General features: G+C 46.6%; 12 protein-coding genes and 1 pseudogene. 9 read left to right on the forward strand and 4 right to left on the reverse strand.

Annotated elements, in window-relative coordinates:
* Nucleotides 1–12: 12 nt before the first annotated feature.
* The 9 genes from K9N21_09050 (at nt 13) to nudC (ending at nt 12,533) form a co-directional block, all read left to right on the forward strand.
* Nucleotides 13–798: an enoyl-CoA hydratase/isomerase family protein gene (locus K9N21_09050; protein MCF8144053.1), complete on the forward strand. Its 786-nt coding sequence runs from the start codon at nt 13–15 to the stop codon at nt 796–798.
* A 175-nt stretch (nt 799–973) separates the two neighbouring features.
* The gene (locus K9N21_09055) at nt 974–1,957 is read left to right on the forward strand and encodes an ABC transporter permease (GenBank protein MCF8144054.1); all 984 of its coding nucleotides are present in this window, start codon (nt 974–976) and stop codon (nt 1,955–1,957) included.
* A 186-nt stretch (nt 1,958–2,143) separates the two neighbouring features.
* Nucleotides 2,144–3,175 (forward strand): sugar ABC transporter substrate-binding protein, encoded by a 1,032-nt coding sequence (locus K9N21_09060; protein ID MCF8144055.1) that lies wholly within the window; start codon nt 2,144–2,146, stop codon nt 3,173–3,175.
* A gap of 68 nt (nt 3,176–3,243) precedes the next feature.
* Complete coding sequence (locus K9N21_09065; protein ID MCF8144056.1) at nt 3,244–5,364, forward strand: SMP-30/gluconolactonase/LRE family protein; 2,121 nt, start codon at nt 3,244–3,246, stop codon at nt 5,362–5,364.
* A complete protein-coding gene (locus tag K9N21_09070; GenBank protein MCF8144057.1) occupies nt 5,361–6,434 on the forward strand; it encodes a hypothetical protein in 1,074 nt (357 codons plus the stop codon). The genes K9N21_09065 and K9N21_09070 overlap by 4 nt, the downstream gene beginning before the upstream one ends.
* Before the next feature lie 5 nt (nt 6,435–6,439).
* The gene (locus K9N21_09075) at nt 6,440–7,939 is read left to right on the forward strand and encodes a sugar ABC transporter ATP-binding protein (protein MCF8144058.1); all 1,500 of its coding nucleotides are present in this window, start codon (nt 6,440–6,442) and stop codon (nt 7,937–7,939) included.
* Nucleotides 7,940–7,992: 53 nt separating this feature from the next.
* Entirely contained in the window at nt 7,993–9,882 is a 1,890-nt protein-coding gene (locus K9N21_09080; GenBank protein MCF8144059.1) for an AMP-binding protein, read from the forward strand.
* 632 nt (nt 9,883–10,514) lie between these two features.
* Nucleotides 10,515–10,916, forward strand: a complete 402-nt coding sequence (locus tag K9N21_09085) for a MaoC family dehydratase (protein ID MCF8144060.1) — start codon at nt 10,515–10,517, stop codon at nt 10,914–10,916.
* A 792-nt stretch (nt 10,917–11,708) separates the two neighbouring features.
* A complete protein-coding gene (nudC, locus tag K9N21_09090) occupies nt 11,709–12,533 on the forward strand; it encodes an NAD(+) diphosphatase (protein MCF8144061.1) in 825 nt (274 codons plus the stop codon).
* A 44-nt stretch (nt 12,534–12,577) separates the two neighbouring features.
* On the opposite strand, the pseudogene K9N21_09095 reads toward nudC, so the two are convergent.
* The 4 genes and pseudogenes from K9N21_09095 to K9N21_09110 all read right to left on the reverse strand — a co-directional run bounded on the left by K9N21_09095 (nt 12,578) and on the right by K9N21_09110 (nt 16,138).
* Nucleotides 12,578–12,831 (reverse strand): annotated as a pseudogene (locus K9N21_09095) (DUF6429 family protein).
* A 167-nt stretch (nt 12,832–12,998) separates the two neighbouring features.
* A complete protein-coding gene (locus K9N21_09100) occupies nt 12,999–13,577 on the reverse strand; it encodes a flavodoxin family protein (GenBank protein ID MCF8144062.1) in 579 nt (192 codons plus the stop codon).
* A gap of 93 nt (nt 13,578–13,670) precedes the next feature.
* Entirely contained in the window at nt 13,671–14,396 is a 726-nt protein-coding gene (locus K9N21_09105) for a class I SAM-dependent methyltransferase (GenBank protein MCF8144063.1), read from the reverse strand.
* Between the two features lie 833 nt (nt 14,397–15,229).
* Nucleotides 15,230–16,138, reverse strand: coding sequence for an adenylate/guanylate cyclase domain-containing protein (locus K9N21_09110; GenBank protein ID MCF8144064.1), 909 nt, complete (start codon nt 16,136–16,138; stop codon nt 15,230–15,232).
* Nucleotides 16,139–16,852 lie beyond the last annotated feature (714 nt).

The raw sequence follows: 16,852 nt of genomic DNA on the forward strand, positions 1-16,852 counted from the left end.
CGCGAGAGACACATGGTTTCCAATCTCAAGTATGTTGTGTGTAAGCAGGAAGGCAGGATTGCGTGGGTCAGATTTAACAGGCCAGAAAAGCTGAACGCCCTCAATCCAGATCTTCTCAGGGATCTTGAGTCTGCCGTAGCATGGTGCGAGGAAGATCGCTCCGTTGGTGTGGTTGTACTTATAGGCGACAAGAAGGCGTTTGTGGCAGGGGCCGATATTGAGTATATGGCAAAGGGAGATATGGCGCTCGCCTACGGCCTGACTGACCTTACAATGCGAGTTCAAGAGCGCCTCGCTGATCTACCAAAACCGACAATTGCAGCGATCTCCGGCTACGCTCTGGGCGGAGGATTTGAAATGTCCCTCTGCTGTGATTTTCGAATAGCGGAAGATACTGCTACACTCGGTCTTCCTGAGATTACCTTAGGGATAATACCGGGAGGTGGCGGCACACAGCGGTTGCCTCGGCTCATCGGTCTCGGCCCTGCTTATCGACTCATATTTTTGGGAGAAAGAATTGGTTCACAAGAAGCCGCCAATCTGGGACTTGTCGACAAGGTTGTGCCCACTGATCATTTACAGGATGAAGCACGACAATTTGCCTTTAAGTTGCTTGAGCTGCCACCTCTAGCTCTGCGCGCCGCAAAGACAGCGATGCGGAAAGGATTGAACTCATCCCTTAAGGATGGATTGCAGATGGAGCAGGATCTTTTTTGTATGCTTTTCGCGACTCAAGACCAAAAGGAAGGGATGTTAGCATTTCTTCAGAAACGTAAACCTGATTTCAAGGGTACATAGAGGCTCTGGCCTTGCCTGAGCTTCGCAAGGGCTCCTCTCAGCACAGCCAGCTAAGACTTTTGGAGCTTAAGTAGCCCGTTCTCTTGTCTAGCCAAAGGGGGGAAATTTACTCCCCAAAGGGACTGGAAATATCATCCACCAAAGTTCTATCATTCAGGTTTGACAGGGACGTAGAATGAAAGTATCCTTTCTTCATCATCTCACCCAGGACAAAATTGTGATTGGGATTGCGGCGGCGCTTTTTATCGTATTCTCCGTTACCCTTGAGCGCTTTTTTGTAGCCGACAATTTGTTTACACTTGTCCGAAATGTCTCCGCACTGGGAATTCTCGCCACAGCAATGGCCGTTGTCGTTGTTGGTCGCGGGATTGATCTTTCGATCGTTTCCACTATGGCGATGTCTACTGCCTGGGCCTTTTATCTTGCCGGTAACGGTTTTCCTATCGAGGTCGCTCTGATTATTGGGCTGGGTTTTGCGCTTTTGGTCGGCTTGGTAAATGGCTTGATAATTGCTTACGCCGAAATCCCGGCGATCTTCTGCACGCTGGCAATGGGAATCTTTGTTTTTGGGATCGTACGGCTCAAATTAATTGATTTCGAAGTTGTTTATATGCCGGCGAATGGTTCAACAATTGCCTGGATGGGAACTAAATATGTTTTCGGCATTATACCCATGCCGGTGATATTTTTTATGGTGGTCCTGGCGTTAACGGCTCTTTTCCTGAAATTCACGAGGCCAGGTCAACAAATCTACTCGATCGGTGATAACCTTGAGGCATCTCGTATACTCGGAATACCGGTTCGCCCAATAATTGTTTTACAGTACACGTTGTCTGCTCTTATTTCTTACATTTCGGGAATTATTTCCGCCGTGACCGTGGCTTCCGTCAATACACGCCAGGTTACCGGCACATTAATATATGACGTGCTTCTGGTTGTTGTGATTGGTGGTATAAGTCTTTCGGGAGGGCGAGGTGGCATTCGCAATGTTGTTGTCGGAACGCTCCTGATCGGAATTCTCTGGAATGGCATGACCATCATGGATATTCAATACACCCTGCAAAATGTTATTAAAAGCTGCATTCTGCTGATTGCCATCATCATAGACAGCTTAATGAATCCCCGCGATGAGCAAACCGAGCAGCAGGGAGATATCTAGCTCATTTATGACAGGGTTCCTTATTTTTATAACTAATATAGGAAAGTGCCTAAAATCACCTTTTGTTGGAAAGGGAGAGCAGTAAAACCGATCGGTACTTCGGGATAATAGAGTAGGCGTTTGCTCGTAGGGGAGACCAATTCAGTTAACAGAATAGCAACCAAAACAACAAAAGGAGGTAGGCAAATGAGAATGAGAAGGGTACTTGTATACTCACTAATTTCAGTCGTTATTGGGGCAGCGATGGTTAACAACGCTTTGGCAGCGGGGGTTGATGATCCTGCGCGTCTCGATTATTATCAAGCACTCAAGGGAAAAAAGATTGTATTTGTTCCCTGTGCCATGGGCTTTGACCTGACGGAAGGTTGGGCCGCTACACTGAAGAGCCTTGCAACCGACGTGGGAATGGTTTTTTCGATACGAGATCCAAATTGGAATATCGATGCCGGGGCTCAGGCTATTACCTCCTTGATCACGGAGAAACCTGATGTAATCGTTGTTCATAATCCTGATGTGAATTCTTACGCCAAGCTAATCCAGAGAGCTGAACAGGCTGGTATTTATGTAATCTCGGTTAACATGCGATCGCGAATGGGAAGTTCCGGATTCGTAGGTGCTGACTACACACGGATCGGTGAAATGCAGGCAGAGCGAATTGTCAAGTTCTGCGGGGAAGGCTCGGGCACAAGCGGTAAGGTAGCCATAGTGCAGGGTGTTATCACTTCGGGAGCCAGTGGCTTTGCTAGGAAAGGTATCGAGAATGTTTTGTCTAAACATCCAGAAATAAAAATCGTTGCGGACCAAGCTGCGGACTGGGATGCGACAAAAGCCCGAAACATCACAGCAACAATTCTCCAAGCAAATCCTGATATTTGTGGGATTATTGGAATGTGGGACGTAATGGACACAGGTACGGCTGCAGCAGTCCAGGAATTTAATAAACGGGCAAAGCGGGATAAGCCGGTATATTTGAATACATCAGGTGGCGGCGCCGAGTTTTCCTGTGCCAACGTCATGAATGGGACCTTTGACGAAGTTATCTCCTATGATGTTCCTGGCCAAGGCCGTGATATTTTTGCTTTGATTTCATACTTGCTACAGTCTAAAGTAAAGCCAGGACAATACAAAGTTTCTATACTTTCACCATTGCACCTGATTAATAAACAAACCATTAAAGCTGATTCTTGCTGGGATCCTGCTGAATTAAAAAAGGAATAAGTTGTTAACCTGGAGCCGGGCCTTAATGGCCCGGCTTAAGAGATCTTAATTCTTTAGAGGGTTTCACAATGGTTTTTTACGATAGATTGATGAGGTTTCGCTATGATTTCCTCCCGGTGCATCTTATAGGTGAGGTCCTGACGAAGCGTTGGGTTGATAATTTCATTCCTTTTCTGGTCTTAATTGCTGTTGTTACAACATTAGGTACAATCATCCCCGACTTTTTTACGACAGGCAGTCTTGTCGACACCGCTCGGCAATTAGGTGAGTTTGGCATAATAGTAATTGCCATGATGGTTGTCATGGTTTCTGGCGGCATTGATCTTAGCGTTGCTTCCACATTCGCGTTAGTAAATATATCCGCACTAGGACTAACATCTCTTGCGGGTTTGCCGATAGGCCTCGTGTTTTTAATGTCTCTCTTGATCGGGGCGCTCGTCGGCCTGGTCAATGGTTTATTGATTGGCTATATGCGGCTTCGCGCTTTCCTTACAACGCTTGTCACTCTCGTCATCCTCAGGTCAATAGTAGACTTATTGTATTTGCGTTATGCTACCGACATCGCGGTTAAATTTCCGGACTCGCCCGTATGGGATGCCCTCGGAGCAGGGACTTTCCTGGAAATTCCTGCTAGTTTTTGGGCGCTTGTGATTGTCGGTGTCGGCGTACATTTAGTTATTAGCCGTATGAAGCCCGGCTGGCGTATTATGGCGATAGGCGGCGCACGTCGCTCAGCCTATAACGTTGGAATTTCGGTCAAACGTGACATTTGTCTGACTTACGTTGCATCAGGCATTTTGGTCGCTCTGGCAGGCTTCATGTATGCAACGAGGCTATGTAGCGTAGGTTCCGACACAGGCGTGGGACTTGAACTCATGGTGCTTACTGCTGCCGTGGTCGGCGGGAACAGTTTAGGCGGAGGCAGAGGTTCGGCGGCAAAGGCAGTTATGGGCGCCGTTACAGTCCTTCTTCTAACTAACGGCTTGATTCGCCTTGGACTGCAGAGTGGTGGCACTCAAGTATTTCTGGGGATAATGCTTCTATTTGCAGTAATTGTTGACATTAGGTTTGTTAAAAACCGTTATAAGATATTAACTAAAGTCTATGTTTCTCCAACCTTTTTCCCTCTTCCTGAGGCTCCAAGCGTGGAGGTAGGATCGGCATCCCCCTATGCAGCGAATAATCGTCTCCAGGATGTCGAGTTGATAGGACTTGGCGAAATCGATGGACCGGAAGACATTATCCTCGACGAGAATGACGACCTTTTTACAGGTAACAGAATAGGGGATATTATTCGTTTCAAGGCCCCCGATTATAAACAACACGAGATATTTGCTCATTGCGGCGGCAGGCCCTTGGGGCTGGCATTTGATAGAAATGGCAATATTTTGGTTTGCATCGGCGGGATGGGACTGTACAGCATCGGTAAAGACAGACAAATAGCCAAATTGACGGATGAAACCAACCGGACCCCTTGGTCGATAATCGACGATTCCCGTTTGAGTCTTGCCGATGATTTGGATGTGGCGCCTGATGGAAGGGTATTCTTCAGCGAAGCAACAAAGCGTTATGAAATGAACGATTGGCCAGTGGATTGTCTGGAGAGCAGGGGAAACGGCCGCATTCTTTGCTATGATCCTTCCACAAAGAGAACGAAAACGCTTATTAGGAACCTTGTGTTTCCGAATGGTATATGTATGGCTCATGATAATAATTCATTTTTCTTTGCGGAAACATGGGGATGCCGTGTCAGCCGCTTTTGGCTAAACGGCCCGAAGGCCGGAAAGGTTGAAAGTATTTTGCCAAATATACCCGGCTATCCTGATAATATCAATCGAGCCTCCGACGGTAACTACTGGCTGGCGCTTGTCGGTATGAGAACACCGTCACTTGATCTGGCGATGGAACTGCCCGGTTTCCGTAAGCGAATGTCGCGAAGAGTAGCCGGTGATGAATGGTTGTTCCCGAACATTAACACAGGTTGTGTGATAAAGTTCAACAATCGCGGTAAAGTGCTCGAATCATTTTGGGATCGCGGAGAGAATCATCCGATGGTCACGTCAATGCGCGAGCATCGGGGGTACTTATATCTCGGCGGGCTTCATAACAATCGCATTGGTCGGATCCGTATTCCGGGAGCGGATACCTCTTGGACGGGAATGAAATCATATTGGGGAAACCGTTCATGATTAGGATGATAAATAAGTATTTAGGTCGAGGAGAGTTTTCGATTACCGTTCCTCCATTGGATGGGGCGTTAAGGCCCAATGAGTTACTGGAGGAAACTGCCAAATTATTGATCGTCGATGCTCCGGATTCTCTTGCGCTGATGAACGGTGTGCCGGTTGTCAGCACCCATTTTAAAGTCTTGGAAGTCGATAACGGCAATAAAGAGGTCGCCCGGTTCGATGCCGAGATATCCTGTATGACGGGATTACCAAATGGAGGACTGGCTGTTGGATTAATTGATGGCCGGATTGCCGTAGTCAATGGTCCAAACAATGGCAAGATCATTGAACCAAGTGAAGGGGCCACATGTCCCACAGCGATGTATGCCGATTCCGGTAGCAACTTATTCGTCACCCATGGATCTTCTATAAACAATTACAATGAATGGAAGAAAGATCTTATGGAGAAGAATTCATCAGGATCGGTATGGCGTGTCGAAATATCCACTGGTAAGCAGACAAAGATCTATGGCGGCCTGGCATTTCCATATGGCATTTACTGTAATGGCAAACTGTTTATTGTTTCCGAAAGTTGGCGGAGCCGGCTCCTCAGAATCTTTTTAGATGGGAGCAAGCCGCCGGAGGAGGTGCTGGGGCACTTGCCCGGCTATGTCTCTCGGATAGCTCCAGCTAAAAGGGACGGCATTTGGCTGACTGTATTTGCTCCGCGCTGTCAATTGATTGAGTTTATTCTCCGCGAAAATAGATACCGTAAATTAATGATGCGCCAAATTGCTCCTCAATTCTGGGTGGCTCCGACTTTGCGTAGTAATAAATCGTTTCTTGAACCGCTGCAATCTGGCGGCGTTAAGCAATTGGGAATAATGAAACCATGGTCCCCTGCCAGATCTTACGGTATGATTATCCGGTTAGACAGTGATTTCCAGCCGGTCGGCAGTCTACACAGCAGAGCAGACGGGTCAAGGCATGGTATCACAAGTTGCATAGAACATAACGGCCGGTTGTTGATGGCTGTTAAAGGCGACGGTATGGTGGCATCATTTCCACTCGCCCGAATCGAGAAGGAATAAGTATTATGGCGGTAATTCTCCAAATGCGGAATATTGCCAAGGAATACAAGGGAGTTCAGGTCCTCAAGAATGTGGATTTTGACTTAAAAGAAAAGGAAATCCATGCCTTGGTTGGCGAAAACGGCGCTGGTAAGTCAACATTAACTAAAATACTGGCAGGAGCCGTTACTCCGACAAAGGGAAAAATTGTCCTCGATGGAAAATCCATTAAGATCAATCATCCGAGAGACGGTGTAGCGCACGGCATCGCAATGGTGTTTCAGGAGACAAGTCTTGTGCCGTCGCTAACCGTTGCCCAAAATCTCTTTCTGGGAAAGGAAAAAGCTTTTAATCGGCTTCGGACGATTTACATAGCTGCGCAGCAATTTCTTCAATCTCTCAATTTTTCAGTTGATCCTTCGGTAGCCGTAGCGAGGCTTGGCGCAGCGCAAAAGCAGATGGTCGAGATCGCTAGGGCTGTGTATTATAATGCCCGCATAATCATTTTTGATGAACCAACTGCTCCATTGACGCCAGAAGAAAAACATCATTTTTTTTCCTTACTGAATCGCTTACGAGAAGCAGGTGTTGCAACAATATTCATAACACACGTGCTTGAGGAAGCATTGCAATCAGCAGATCGTATTACAGTGCTTCGTGATGGTGAAATAGTAGTAACCGATGCCGCTTCTAATTTTAGTAGAGATAGAATAGTTCAAGCCATGGTAGGTCGGCCGCTTGGTGGCGAACTTTATGATGTCAGCGCAAAAGGTAGGAAAAGAAGAAAAGCTGGTCGCAAGGTGTTAAGCGTTCAAAATTTGTCGATGCAGAATATTGTTCGGAACACCTCATTTTCAGTCTTCGCTGGCCAAATTACCGGAATTTTCGGTCTGGTAGGTTCCGGCAGAACCGAGACTGCAAAAATTATTTCCGGCGTTGTAAAGAGAGACCTCGTTCACGGTGGAGAAGTAAAATTAGAAGGTAGATCCGTCCGGTACAAAGTTCCGAAACCAGCCGTTAAGGACGGGATTATATATGTAACCGAAGATAGAAAGAGCGAGGGTTTTTTTGAGACAATGTCCATTGCAAGAAACATCTATATAGCTGCAATGACAGCCGGCCTGACAAAGAAGTTCGTCGTCAATATGAGTGAAATGCGTAAATTGGCAGAACATTGGACTAAAACACTCAACATCAAGGCAACGGATAGTAATGCTCGAGTTATAGAATTGTCTGGCGGAAATCAGCAGAAAGTGGTGATTGCGAAGGCGCTAGCTCAACGTCCGAAGCTGATCTTTTTCGATGAACCTACTCGTGGCGTAGATGTGGGAGCGATAACTGAAATTCACCAAATTATTAACAAACTTGCAGATGATGGCCTTCCGATTGTAGTCATTTCCTCGTATTTGCCTGAAATTCTGCATTTATCGGACCGAATTCTTGTTGCCCGTCAAGGGCGTATCGTTGAGGAATTCAACGCTGCTGACGCAACTGAGACAATGATAATGTATGCAGCAGTGCATTAAAAATGGGCTTTTCGGTTATGTCAATATAAAATAGTTGAGTTCGAGGGGTTAGGATGAGAACAACGAAGTACACTATACCAATAAGAGACCTTAAGGATATCGAATCCCTTGAAAAGCAACGCTATGACGAATTGGTCACAGCGAAGAGTGTCTATGATCTTTTCACTGCCACTGCCACACTATTTCCTGACAGACCAGGTTTAACGGTTCTACCTTCAGGAAATTTAGATTATGCCGCCCACAGCCGCAGCAATTTAGGACTATTACACGAAATTACACGTGTGGCTAACATGATGTACGATATGATCACGCGGAATGACGGTGTTGTCGCCATTATTTCGCCGACTTATGACCAAATCCCGTCCACGATTTGGGGTTCTCAGACGGCAGGTATTGTGAGCAGCATCAACTATCTTCTTAGCCCCGATGTAATTGTCGACTTGTTGCGCGCGGAAAATGCGGAAATCCTCGTCGTTCCCGGTCCAAATACAGATGCAAACATTTGGAGAAAGGCCCAGGCAGTTATAGCCCAAGCGGATATGATCGAGAAAATATTCGTTCTCGGCGGTGTCCCGGTAAAAGATGGCAGGATGTATGACTTTGATGAAACAGTCAAGAAATATCCCACTGACCGCTTAACTTTTTCCAGGGAAATTGGCAGAAATACGGTTGCCGCGTTATTTCACACCGGTGGTACGACAGGGACTCCAAAACTTGTGCAATTGACCCATAGGAACCAGATACATGGTGCCTGGGCGTTTGCGCAAATGTGGGGTATCGATGAAACGGATGTGATCTTGAATTGTTTACCGATGTTTCATGTCGGAGGGACGATATCACTGGGTTTGTCCGGAATGGCCGCTGGTGCACACGAAGTAATTTTGTCACCCTATGGCTTAAGAAACCTGGATATAGTTGGCAACTATTGGCGGATTGCTGCCCGGTATAAAGCGACAATCGTCGGTGGCGTACCAACGGCAATTGTTGCCATTTCCGATGTTCCGGTTGGAGATGCTGATATTTCTTCAGTGCGAATGGGGTTTACGGGTGGCGCCCTATGCCCGGTACCTGTCGGTGAACGGTTTGAAAAGAAGATAAACGGGACTCTTTATGAACAATACGGGATGACGGAGACGGGGGCAATGATCTCAAGTAACCCTTTCATGGGGAAAAGGATTCTTGGATCGGCCGGCTTAAGGATTCCTTTTTCTGATCTCATGATTGCCAGACAGAAGGCAATTGAAAAAGAAATTGTGGCGAAGTGCGATGTCGGAGAGATAGGAGCCGTGTTGGTTCGCGGGCCACAAGTATTTCCGGGATACAAAGACCCGCAGCAAAATGCCGGGGCTTTGTTAGAAGATGGCTGGTTGGTAACCGGCGATTTAGGATACATGAATGCTGAGAATAGGCTGTTTTTAACTGGTCGGGAGAAAGATCTTATTATTCGTAGTGGTCACAATATTGATCCGGCCGCTATTGAAGAAATTGCTAATGCCCATCCATCGGTAACTATGAGTGCTGCTGTGGGTATGCCTGATCAGTATGCTGGGGAGGTGCCAATTCTTTTTGTTGTTAGAGCGCCCGGGAAAGACCTTGATATTGTGAAGTTCGAAAAATATATGGCCGAACATATCACCGAACCGCCCGCCAAACCTAAAAAGATCTTTGAAGTGACGGAGCTGCCAACGACAACTGTCGGCAAAATATTCAAACCCCGCCTCCGCGAATTGGCGGTACAGGAAAAGATTCGTCAGCTTCTTTCCGAATACATAGATATGCGGACTGTTACGGAAGTCACTACGAACACTCTCCAAACTGGAAAGACCGATGCCAACGTCGTCATTAATCTGGGTAAGAAAGTAACAAATAGACAAGAGATAGAGGCTGCAATACTTAGTGCCTTCGCCGACTTACCTATCAACCTCAGGATAATTTGGAATTAATTGCTTATATAAAGATGTTTTACCTACGGCAATAAGGGAAGAGCCTTGCTTGTCAACAGAAAGGTATGTGATCGTTGCGGATACTGAACCGGTATTACAACAACAAGGAGGCCACGGGATCTGTGTTCAGAAATGGTTCGCACTCAGCTTAACTCAGCCTGGGGCGAGCAGGATGGCAAATTCACTTTTGCAGACGGCGTCAAGGAGCTGCCCTTCAAGGGCCATTATGCTGGATTAACAGTTGGAAGTGGACACTATCGAATAAATACACCTCCAAAATCTGACATAGCCTGTGGAGAACAAGTTATAGAGATTATTTCGGAGAAGGATCAAAACTGCTGGATTCCGTCTTAGACGCATATCATCAATAATGACTAAATATCTCTGAGGGCTAGGTACAGACACTACTACACAGGTACAATACAGATAAAATGCTGAAGTGATTTTCGAGATCGAGTCAAAAACTCTTCAATTATTGTTCAAAAGTGGGAAAGAAATGGCATGTTAGACATGTAGGAGATCATTAAATTATAATTGAGGATTTTGACCGGGGATATGGCAAGTGTTCTTCCTGATCCGAAATGATGCCAAAGGAGCCGTGGTTGCCAATGACTAATTCGGTGAGATCGAATATGGGGAAATACCGAGTGGGAATGGCTGAGGAGAGTTCTAAAGAGATCACTCACTCTGATCTCTCTCTGTATTGCGCAGTGAGTGGTGATTTCAACCCAATCCACTTTGATCCAGTGTATGCCAAGAGGAGTAGGTTCAAAGGACCTATAGCACATGGAATGATTTCAGCATGTTTTGTATCAGGGCTAATGGCGATGAAGCTCCCAGGACCAGGAACAATTTATCTGTCTCAAACTTTGCATTTTTTGTCTCCAGTAAGGGTAGGCGATGTAATTACTGCTCGAGCTGAGATTATCGAGATACTCGAGAAGGGAAGACTGCGTCTGAAGACCACTTGTAGGAAGCGAGATGGAAGTCTAGTTTTGGATGGCGAGGCCGTGGTTATTAAGCCGAAGGCTTGACCTTCGCCCCGAAAACTTCTACAAATATCGGGAGCAGAGGAGCCTAGTCGATTTCAGGTACGCTGTTTGGTATTAACATCAACTTTCTTAGAACCGACTTAAAAGCCACACAGCGTCCCATTCTCCATATGCGTGAGTCTATCTACCCCTTTTTTTTGAACAATTCCTGGTGAAGAGGGGCTTCGTTTATAGAAAAGCAGGAAATCAGTCAAGCAGATCATGATGGGCAAACCAAACGCCGGGCTCAGCAGCAGCCAGCTAAAGAGGTCAGCGGCACGCTTGCCTCATCTGCAAGACGGTTTTGATATCCTCGACACAGTTTCCCAATTGGCGATCCCCGGGTATCTTGCCTCTCATCCTCTCTAAGAACACTGCTGACCGAACTGAATCGGCGAATATTGAATTTCCTGCCGATCTTCTCCAAATTGTCTCCCAGCAGTGACAATAACCTATAGATAATCCTCATTCTTTCGGAAAACAGACTCCCCCCGTCTGCCGCCTGTTCGCTACACGGTACCAAGCACCCGGATATTCCATTCTCAGCGGTCTGGTCATAATCCTTCTTTACACCAGCGCAGAAAATGGGCCAAGCGTAGACCCCTTTATTCCATATCTGTTAAGTTATTTAGTTTCTTATGGATGTCCCGCAGCCCACGGACTTTTTTGGGTTGATAGCCTGTTCGGCTTCGGGTACACTGCCGGGCCAGGAAGACCCATGGGAGGCAGTGGAAACGCCCGGAAAATGATTTTCATCGCGATGGGCGCTGAATTCGCCGAAAGCAAGGATATGACATGCCGTTTGTATTAAACATCGAACCGCCATCCAAAGAGACCAAGACGGCGCTGTGGTTTTTGTTTCATCATCAGCGCCTTCTGGTAAGATGTAATAAAGACAGTTATGCCATTCTCCGGTCACCGGACCTGGAAGAATTGAACCTGCCCCTGTTGAAGGAACAGTTTTTTGGCTCATTGGACGACCGACAATGTTATCTCGGAGAAGTGGAGGATGCAACCTTACGTTCCGATACCTTCGGATTCATAGGGCTTAGGGAACTCTTCTCCTCTTTTGAAGAGGATATGATCCGGGCCGCGGGCGTTGCGAACCAACTGGTACACTGGAGCCGGAACCATCGTTACTGCGGCAGATGCGGGAACACCACCGAAAAGAAGGCCGACGAACGGGCCAGGATCTGCCCCCGATGCGGTCTGATCAACTACCCGAGGCTTTCCCCGGCCATGATCGTGGCCGTGCGAAAGGGAGATCTGATTCTCCTTGCCCACTCAAAGCGATTTCCAGGAAAATTCTATAGCGTCCTTGCGGGATTTGTGGAACCCGGTGAAACCCTGGAGGAGTGCGTAAAGCGAGAAGTCCGGGAAGAGGTGGGAATCGAGGTCAAAAATGTTCGCTATTTCGGCAGCCAACCGTGGCCTTTCCCTGATTCTCTCATGATTGCCTTCACAGCCGAATACGCCGGGGGAGAAATGCGGATCGACGGTTCCGAGATTGCCGACGCGGGCTGGTTTTCAGCGGATCTTCTGCCTTCCATCCCTCCCAGAATAAGCATTGCCAGGCAGTTGATCGACTGGTTTTCCGGCGATGTAATGAGCCAAGGGTAAATTTGACCCCTTTTTCATTAGCCTAAGAACCTGCTTCCCCATCCTCAGACGCGATTCATTTTGGTACCGAAAAACGTCTCGAAAAGCTCCGTAGCCTTTTTATACCCTTCCTCTGTCATTATAACTGATTTCGCTTGCTCACCGGGTTTGAAATATAGCCCTTTTCATGCAAACGATTCATGGTCTCCCAATCAAATCCTTTCCAAGCCCGGGCACCATACCCTTCCTCCCGATCATGGGAAACAAGTAGCAATAGGGCCAACGTGTATTCATCAACCTTGTCTTTATCGTAATCCATGATTCTGTTCCTCACAAGTTGCTTCTGAGAGTCAACAGCAGGCGTCAGGCGGCCAGGTACCGCGTCGCCTGTGCGGTCAAGTGGTCAAGGTGTCACATCTCCATAAAGTTGACCCCTTCTCGCTTACCCGGCGGAGCGAAGCGGAGTCCGGTTGATGCGGTTGTTGGTCATCTCTTTACAAGCTTCTTCGCTAAACGGCGCGCTTTTGTCTCTAAAAAGGATGAAACCTCCTTTGACTTCTTGGTCCCTGGTTTCGTTATTGTTCCCACAATCTTGTAGCCCCCGTAATGCAGAACCTCTCTGACCGCTCGAATGGCTCCTCTGCTCTCAGGAAGAATAAAGTTGAAAGGCCAAGGTGTCGTGCATGCAGTAACCACCAAAGCACGCTTTCCTTTCTGCCTCGGAACAGGCATACCTTTCGGGCTTTCACCCATGAACACCGGGACGTTCCGATCGAAAAGCAGTTTTAGCGGAGCGCACATGTTTCCCCAGTGCGTTGGTGTACCGACGACTAGAGCATCGGCATCTTTAATTTTGTTTGCCATGATATGCGCATCGTCTTCAGGCAATACGCATCTCCCTTTATCTCTGCAGGCCATGCATGCTGTACAAAATTTCATATTTAATTTACATACATCAATCCACTCGATTTCATGCTCTACAGATAGCGGTTCCGTCACCAATCTGAGAAGTGAAGCCACTGTTCCGCCCTGCCGCGCGCTTCCATTAAGACCTAATATTTTCAACGCTTCATTCCTTCCAACATCGCGGCCTTCAGCCGCGCGGCTTTTTGCGCCGGCTGCAAGCGTCTGGTCGGGTTTTGTTCGTAACTAAACTGATCATCCATACTTGATAAAGGCCAAGTTCCCCTTAATCTTATGGGTTGTTTGAATTTCCATTTCATCAAATACGGCCAATAGTTCATCTGCGCTTCGGGAAATGAGCGCTCCTGATCCGGAAAGCGCATTTAAATAGCGGGTGCTCCAACGGCTGCTCTGTACCAGCGTGGTTATTGCTGAATTTCCGCCATCTGCTAATGTACGTTTCAATTCTCTTAGCACAGCTCTTACGTCATCAACACAATGCAGAAGATTTAGTGATATAATGGTATTGAAAACATTTGCTTTGAAAGGCAATTGAAGTGCATCCCCGTGCAAAAAAAACATGTTTTCAGGTATATTTCCATTTAGTCTTTCAATTCGAGATTTACCTTTTCGCAACAACTTTAGTGATTGATCCAGAAACACTAAAGGACGATTCGAGCAATTTGCATAAATTTCAGCAGTAAATGCCAAGGAACCGCATGCCAGGTCCAGAACCCAACCCTCAGACGACAAAGCAAGGGATTCTTTACATAGGGTGACATAATCTCTTGTGGAGTACCCCCACATTAGCCAGTTATAAAACCGATTGCATGCCACAACGTTATAGATCATGGCTGCGCCAAATTTGTCATAGGAGCCAAGCATGTGGCCTGATGAATAGACAGAATAAATATTCGGTTCGACCAGATTTAGTTTTACATTTTCATGAATAATTTCTGTCAATATTTTAGCAGATAACATTTTATGATTTCTCCATGGGTAAACCCACCGCCGAGCTCAGCAGTGGTCAGCTAAAAGGGTCAAGGCTGCTCTTGACGCATCTGCAAGACGGTTTTGATCTCCTCGACACAGTCTCTCAATTGTCCATCCCCGGATCTCTTCCCCCTCATCCTAAGGCGGCCTGATTGCCGCAACCAAACAAATTTCACATAGAGTCACCAAGATACAAAGCTTTTTTTTGTCTAAAAGCTATTACCGAATAACGGACTACCGCCCGGCAGGGCTTGGTCTGTTCTGATCCTGAACCTGCGTCGTGAAATTCATGCAAATGACAGCGAAGCGGATTTCACTGGGGTCTTTCTTCCAGGATCAGAACGAACTTATCAAGACTTCTTGGTGTCCTTTCGCCTGCCCCGTTGAACCGGGGGCCCCTCAGGGGTGTTCAACCGGGGCGCCTTGGCGGTTCACCAAACATTTTCCGCAAATTGCGTAGAAGTTGCAAACAAAGATTTTAACTACAACACTGTTGACCGAACTGCCTCGGGGAATATTGAATTCCCTTCCAATCTCCTCAAATTTATCCTTCCCGCAGGGACAGATAAAGCGGAGATAATCCTCATTCTTTCGGAAAACAGACTCCCCCCGTCTGCCCCTGTTCATTACATGCTACCAGGCTACCGGACATCCTATTCTCAGCGGTCTGAACATAATCCTTCTTTCCAACAAAATATGAGTCAGCCTTAGACTTGCTCCTTTACTAATTAAAGGCATAAAATCATAGTCATTTCCATTCCTTCCCCCTTAAAATCATAATCGTCCCCCATTCTTTCCCCCTCTTTTTGATTTTCCCTAATTTAGATTTCAACCTCATAGAGGACATATTCACCGGACTTGCCTTTTAATGTGGCGCGATACTTTCTATGTGTATCCACCACCCCTTTTATTTCCTCATTGGCCCGTTGCGAGATCAGCAGTTGTGTACCGAAATCCTTATTCGCAGTTTCTATCCGACTTGCCAAATTAACTGCGTCTCCGATAGCCGAAATTTTATGCATCATGCCCGTATCAAAATTGCCTATAATGACTTTTCCAAAGTTTATTCCTGCCCTGATCCCAAAAGACCAACTATACATTTGATCGAGATACCCGTTAAACGCTGTCAAAGCCGCGTTCATAGCACGAACTGCATTGATGGCATCCAATACAGGGTTTTCGCTATCTTCTATTACCCCAAACAACGCCAAGATTCCGTCTCCCGCCACATCGCTGATAACACCTTTATGTTGCACAATAATCTCGTTCATCGTTTGATAGTAGCGATTCAGAACATGGACGACGTCATACGCAGGAAAGGTCTCAGCAAATTGGGTATAGTTTACGATATCGGTAAATAGGATCGCCAGATCCTTAGCGATTCCAAGTCTGGTGCCAGGCGCATTACCAAATTGCTTTAAGATGATTTCGATATCCAAGTCATCAACAACCGGGCGCATAATAGTAATGTTTCCACTTATTTTGGTTTGGCAAGCTAATCGAATATTCTGGGGAAATCCTATTTTCGCGGCCAACTCCTCTTCTTTTTCATTTCTGGGCCGGCAATTCCCCAATCCGTCCATGATATGGACTCGGCAGGTTGTACACCGGGCATTGCCACCACATACATAAATATGATTGATTTTGGCTTTGAGCATGGCCTCTAGTATTGTGCTGTCCGGAGACGCATAAATTGTCTTCTTATCTGTTTGAGAGAATATTTCGAACATTACTTCACCCGCATTTAACTGAATATAGATGACTATATCGTTCTGCGAAACGCCGAAGAGATATCCTTATAAAAGCACTTCAGCATTTACCTCTTTTCGAGCCGGCTAATCTCATCTCCAGCTTTTTGGCAAGCACCGTATGAAATATACCCAATTTTAATTAAAGTTTTCAAGAGGATGTCCCCGTCCTGACACCATGTAATACTCCGGGCGCGTCTAATCGCGCTAATCTTGGCATAATTTCCCATCTATCATTTTCTGATTACCCTGTAAATCTTAATATCTTAAGGATGTCCCTATGCCACGTAACTTACTTTCTTTCCAGCGTTCCGCTCCCATATAGCGTTTTACCCAGCTTGGTTCAAACAGCCAGAAGGCAGAACATCAACCCAAGGAAATTTCTTCAAATCCTTCTCACATCAGATACCAAAACCTCTTTGGCCGCCTTATACCACAATTCATCTTGACCTCAGAGACCACCCCTCCTATATAAAAGGGCTAAACTGTTACGCCTGCCCCCCAATTTAACTGTTTACCTTTACGCCGACAGCAGTTCCGCGATGCGCCGGGCCGCGGTGAGTGCCCCGTCGGCTTTCGGTTGAGCGTTCAATCGCGCGGCAAGGGCTTTAGCTTTCTCGCGATAGACATCATAGTTGTCGAAGATTTGGTTGATTGCGGCGAGGAGATCCTTTTCGCGGAAGAGATTTTTGGAGA

The sequence above is a fragment of the Deltaproteobacteria bacterium genome (assembly GCA_021737785.1).
Classification (GTDB): Bacteria; Desulfobacterota; DSM-4660; order Desulfatiglandales; family Desulfatiglandaceae; genus AUK324.

What these genes read in the sequence shown, in the direction of transcription:
- K9N21_09050 (MCF8144053.1), top strand. Translation starts at nt 13, where the DNA reads ATGGTTTCCAATCTCAAGTATGTTGTGTGTAAGCAGGAAGGCAGGATT.
- K9N21_09055 (MCF8144054.1), top strand. Translation starts at nt 974, where the DNA reads ATGAAAGTATCCTTTCTTCATCATCTCACCCAGGACAAAATTGTGATT.
- K9N21_09060 (MCF8144055.1), top strand. Translation starts at nt 2,144, where the DNA reads ATGAGAATGAGAAGGGTACTTGTATACTCACTAATTTCAGTCGTTATT.
- K9N21_09065 (MCF8144056.1), top strand. Translation starts at nt 3,244, where the DNA reads ATGGTTTTTTACGATAGATTGATGAGGTTTCGCTATGATTTCCTCCCG.
- K9N21_09070 (MCF8144057.1), top strand. Translation starts at nt 5,361, where the DNA reads ATGATTAGGATGATAAATAAGTATTTAGGTCGAGGAGAGTTTTCGATT.
- K9N21_09075 (MCF8144058.1), top strand. Translation starts at nt 6,440, where the DNA reads ATGGCGGTAATTCTCCAAATGCGGAATATTGCCAAGGAATACAAGGGA.
- K9N21_09080 (MCF8144059.1), top strand. Translation starts at nt 7,993, where the DNA reads ATGAGAACAACGAAGTACACTATACCAATAAGAGACCTTAAGGATATC.
- K9N21_09085 (MCF8144060.1), top strand. Translation starts at nt 10,515, where the DNA reads ATGGGGAAATACCGAGTGGGAATGGCTGAGGAGAGTTCTAAAGAGATC.
- nudC (MCF8144061.1), top strand. Translation starts at nt 11,709, where the DNA reads ATGCCGTTTGTATTAAACATCGAACCGCCATCCAAAGAGACCAAGACG.
- K9N21_09105 (MCF8144063.1), bottom strand. Translation starts at nt 14,396, where the DNA reads ATGTTATCTGCTAAAATATTGACAGAAATTATTCATGAAAATGTAAAA.
- K9N21_09110 (MCF8144064.1), bottom strand. Translation starts at nt 16,138, where the DNA reads ATGTTCGAAATATTCTCTCAAACAGATAAGAAGACAATTTATGCGTCT.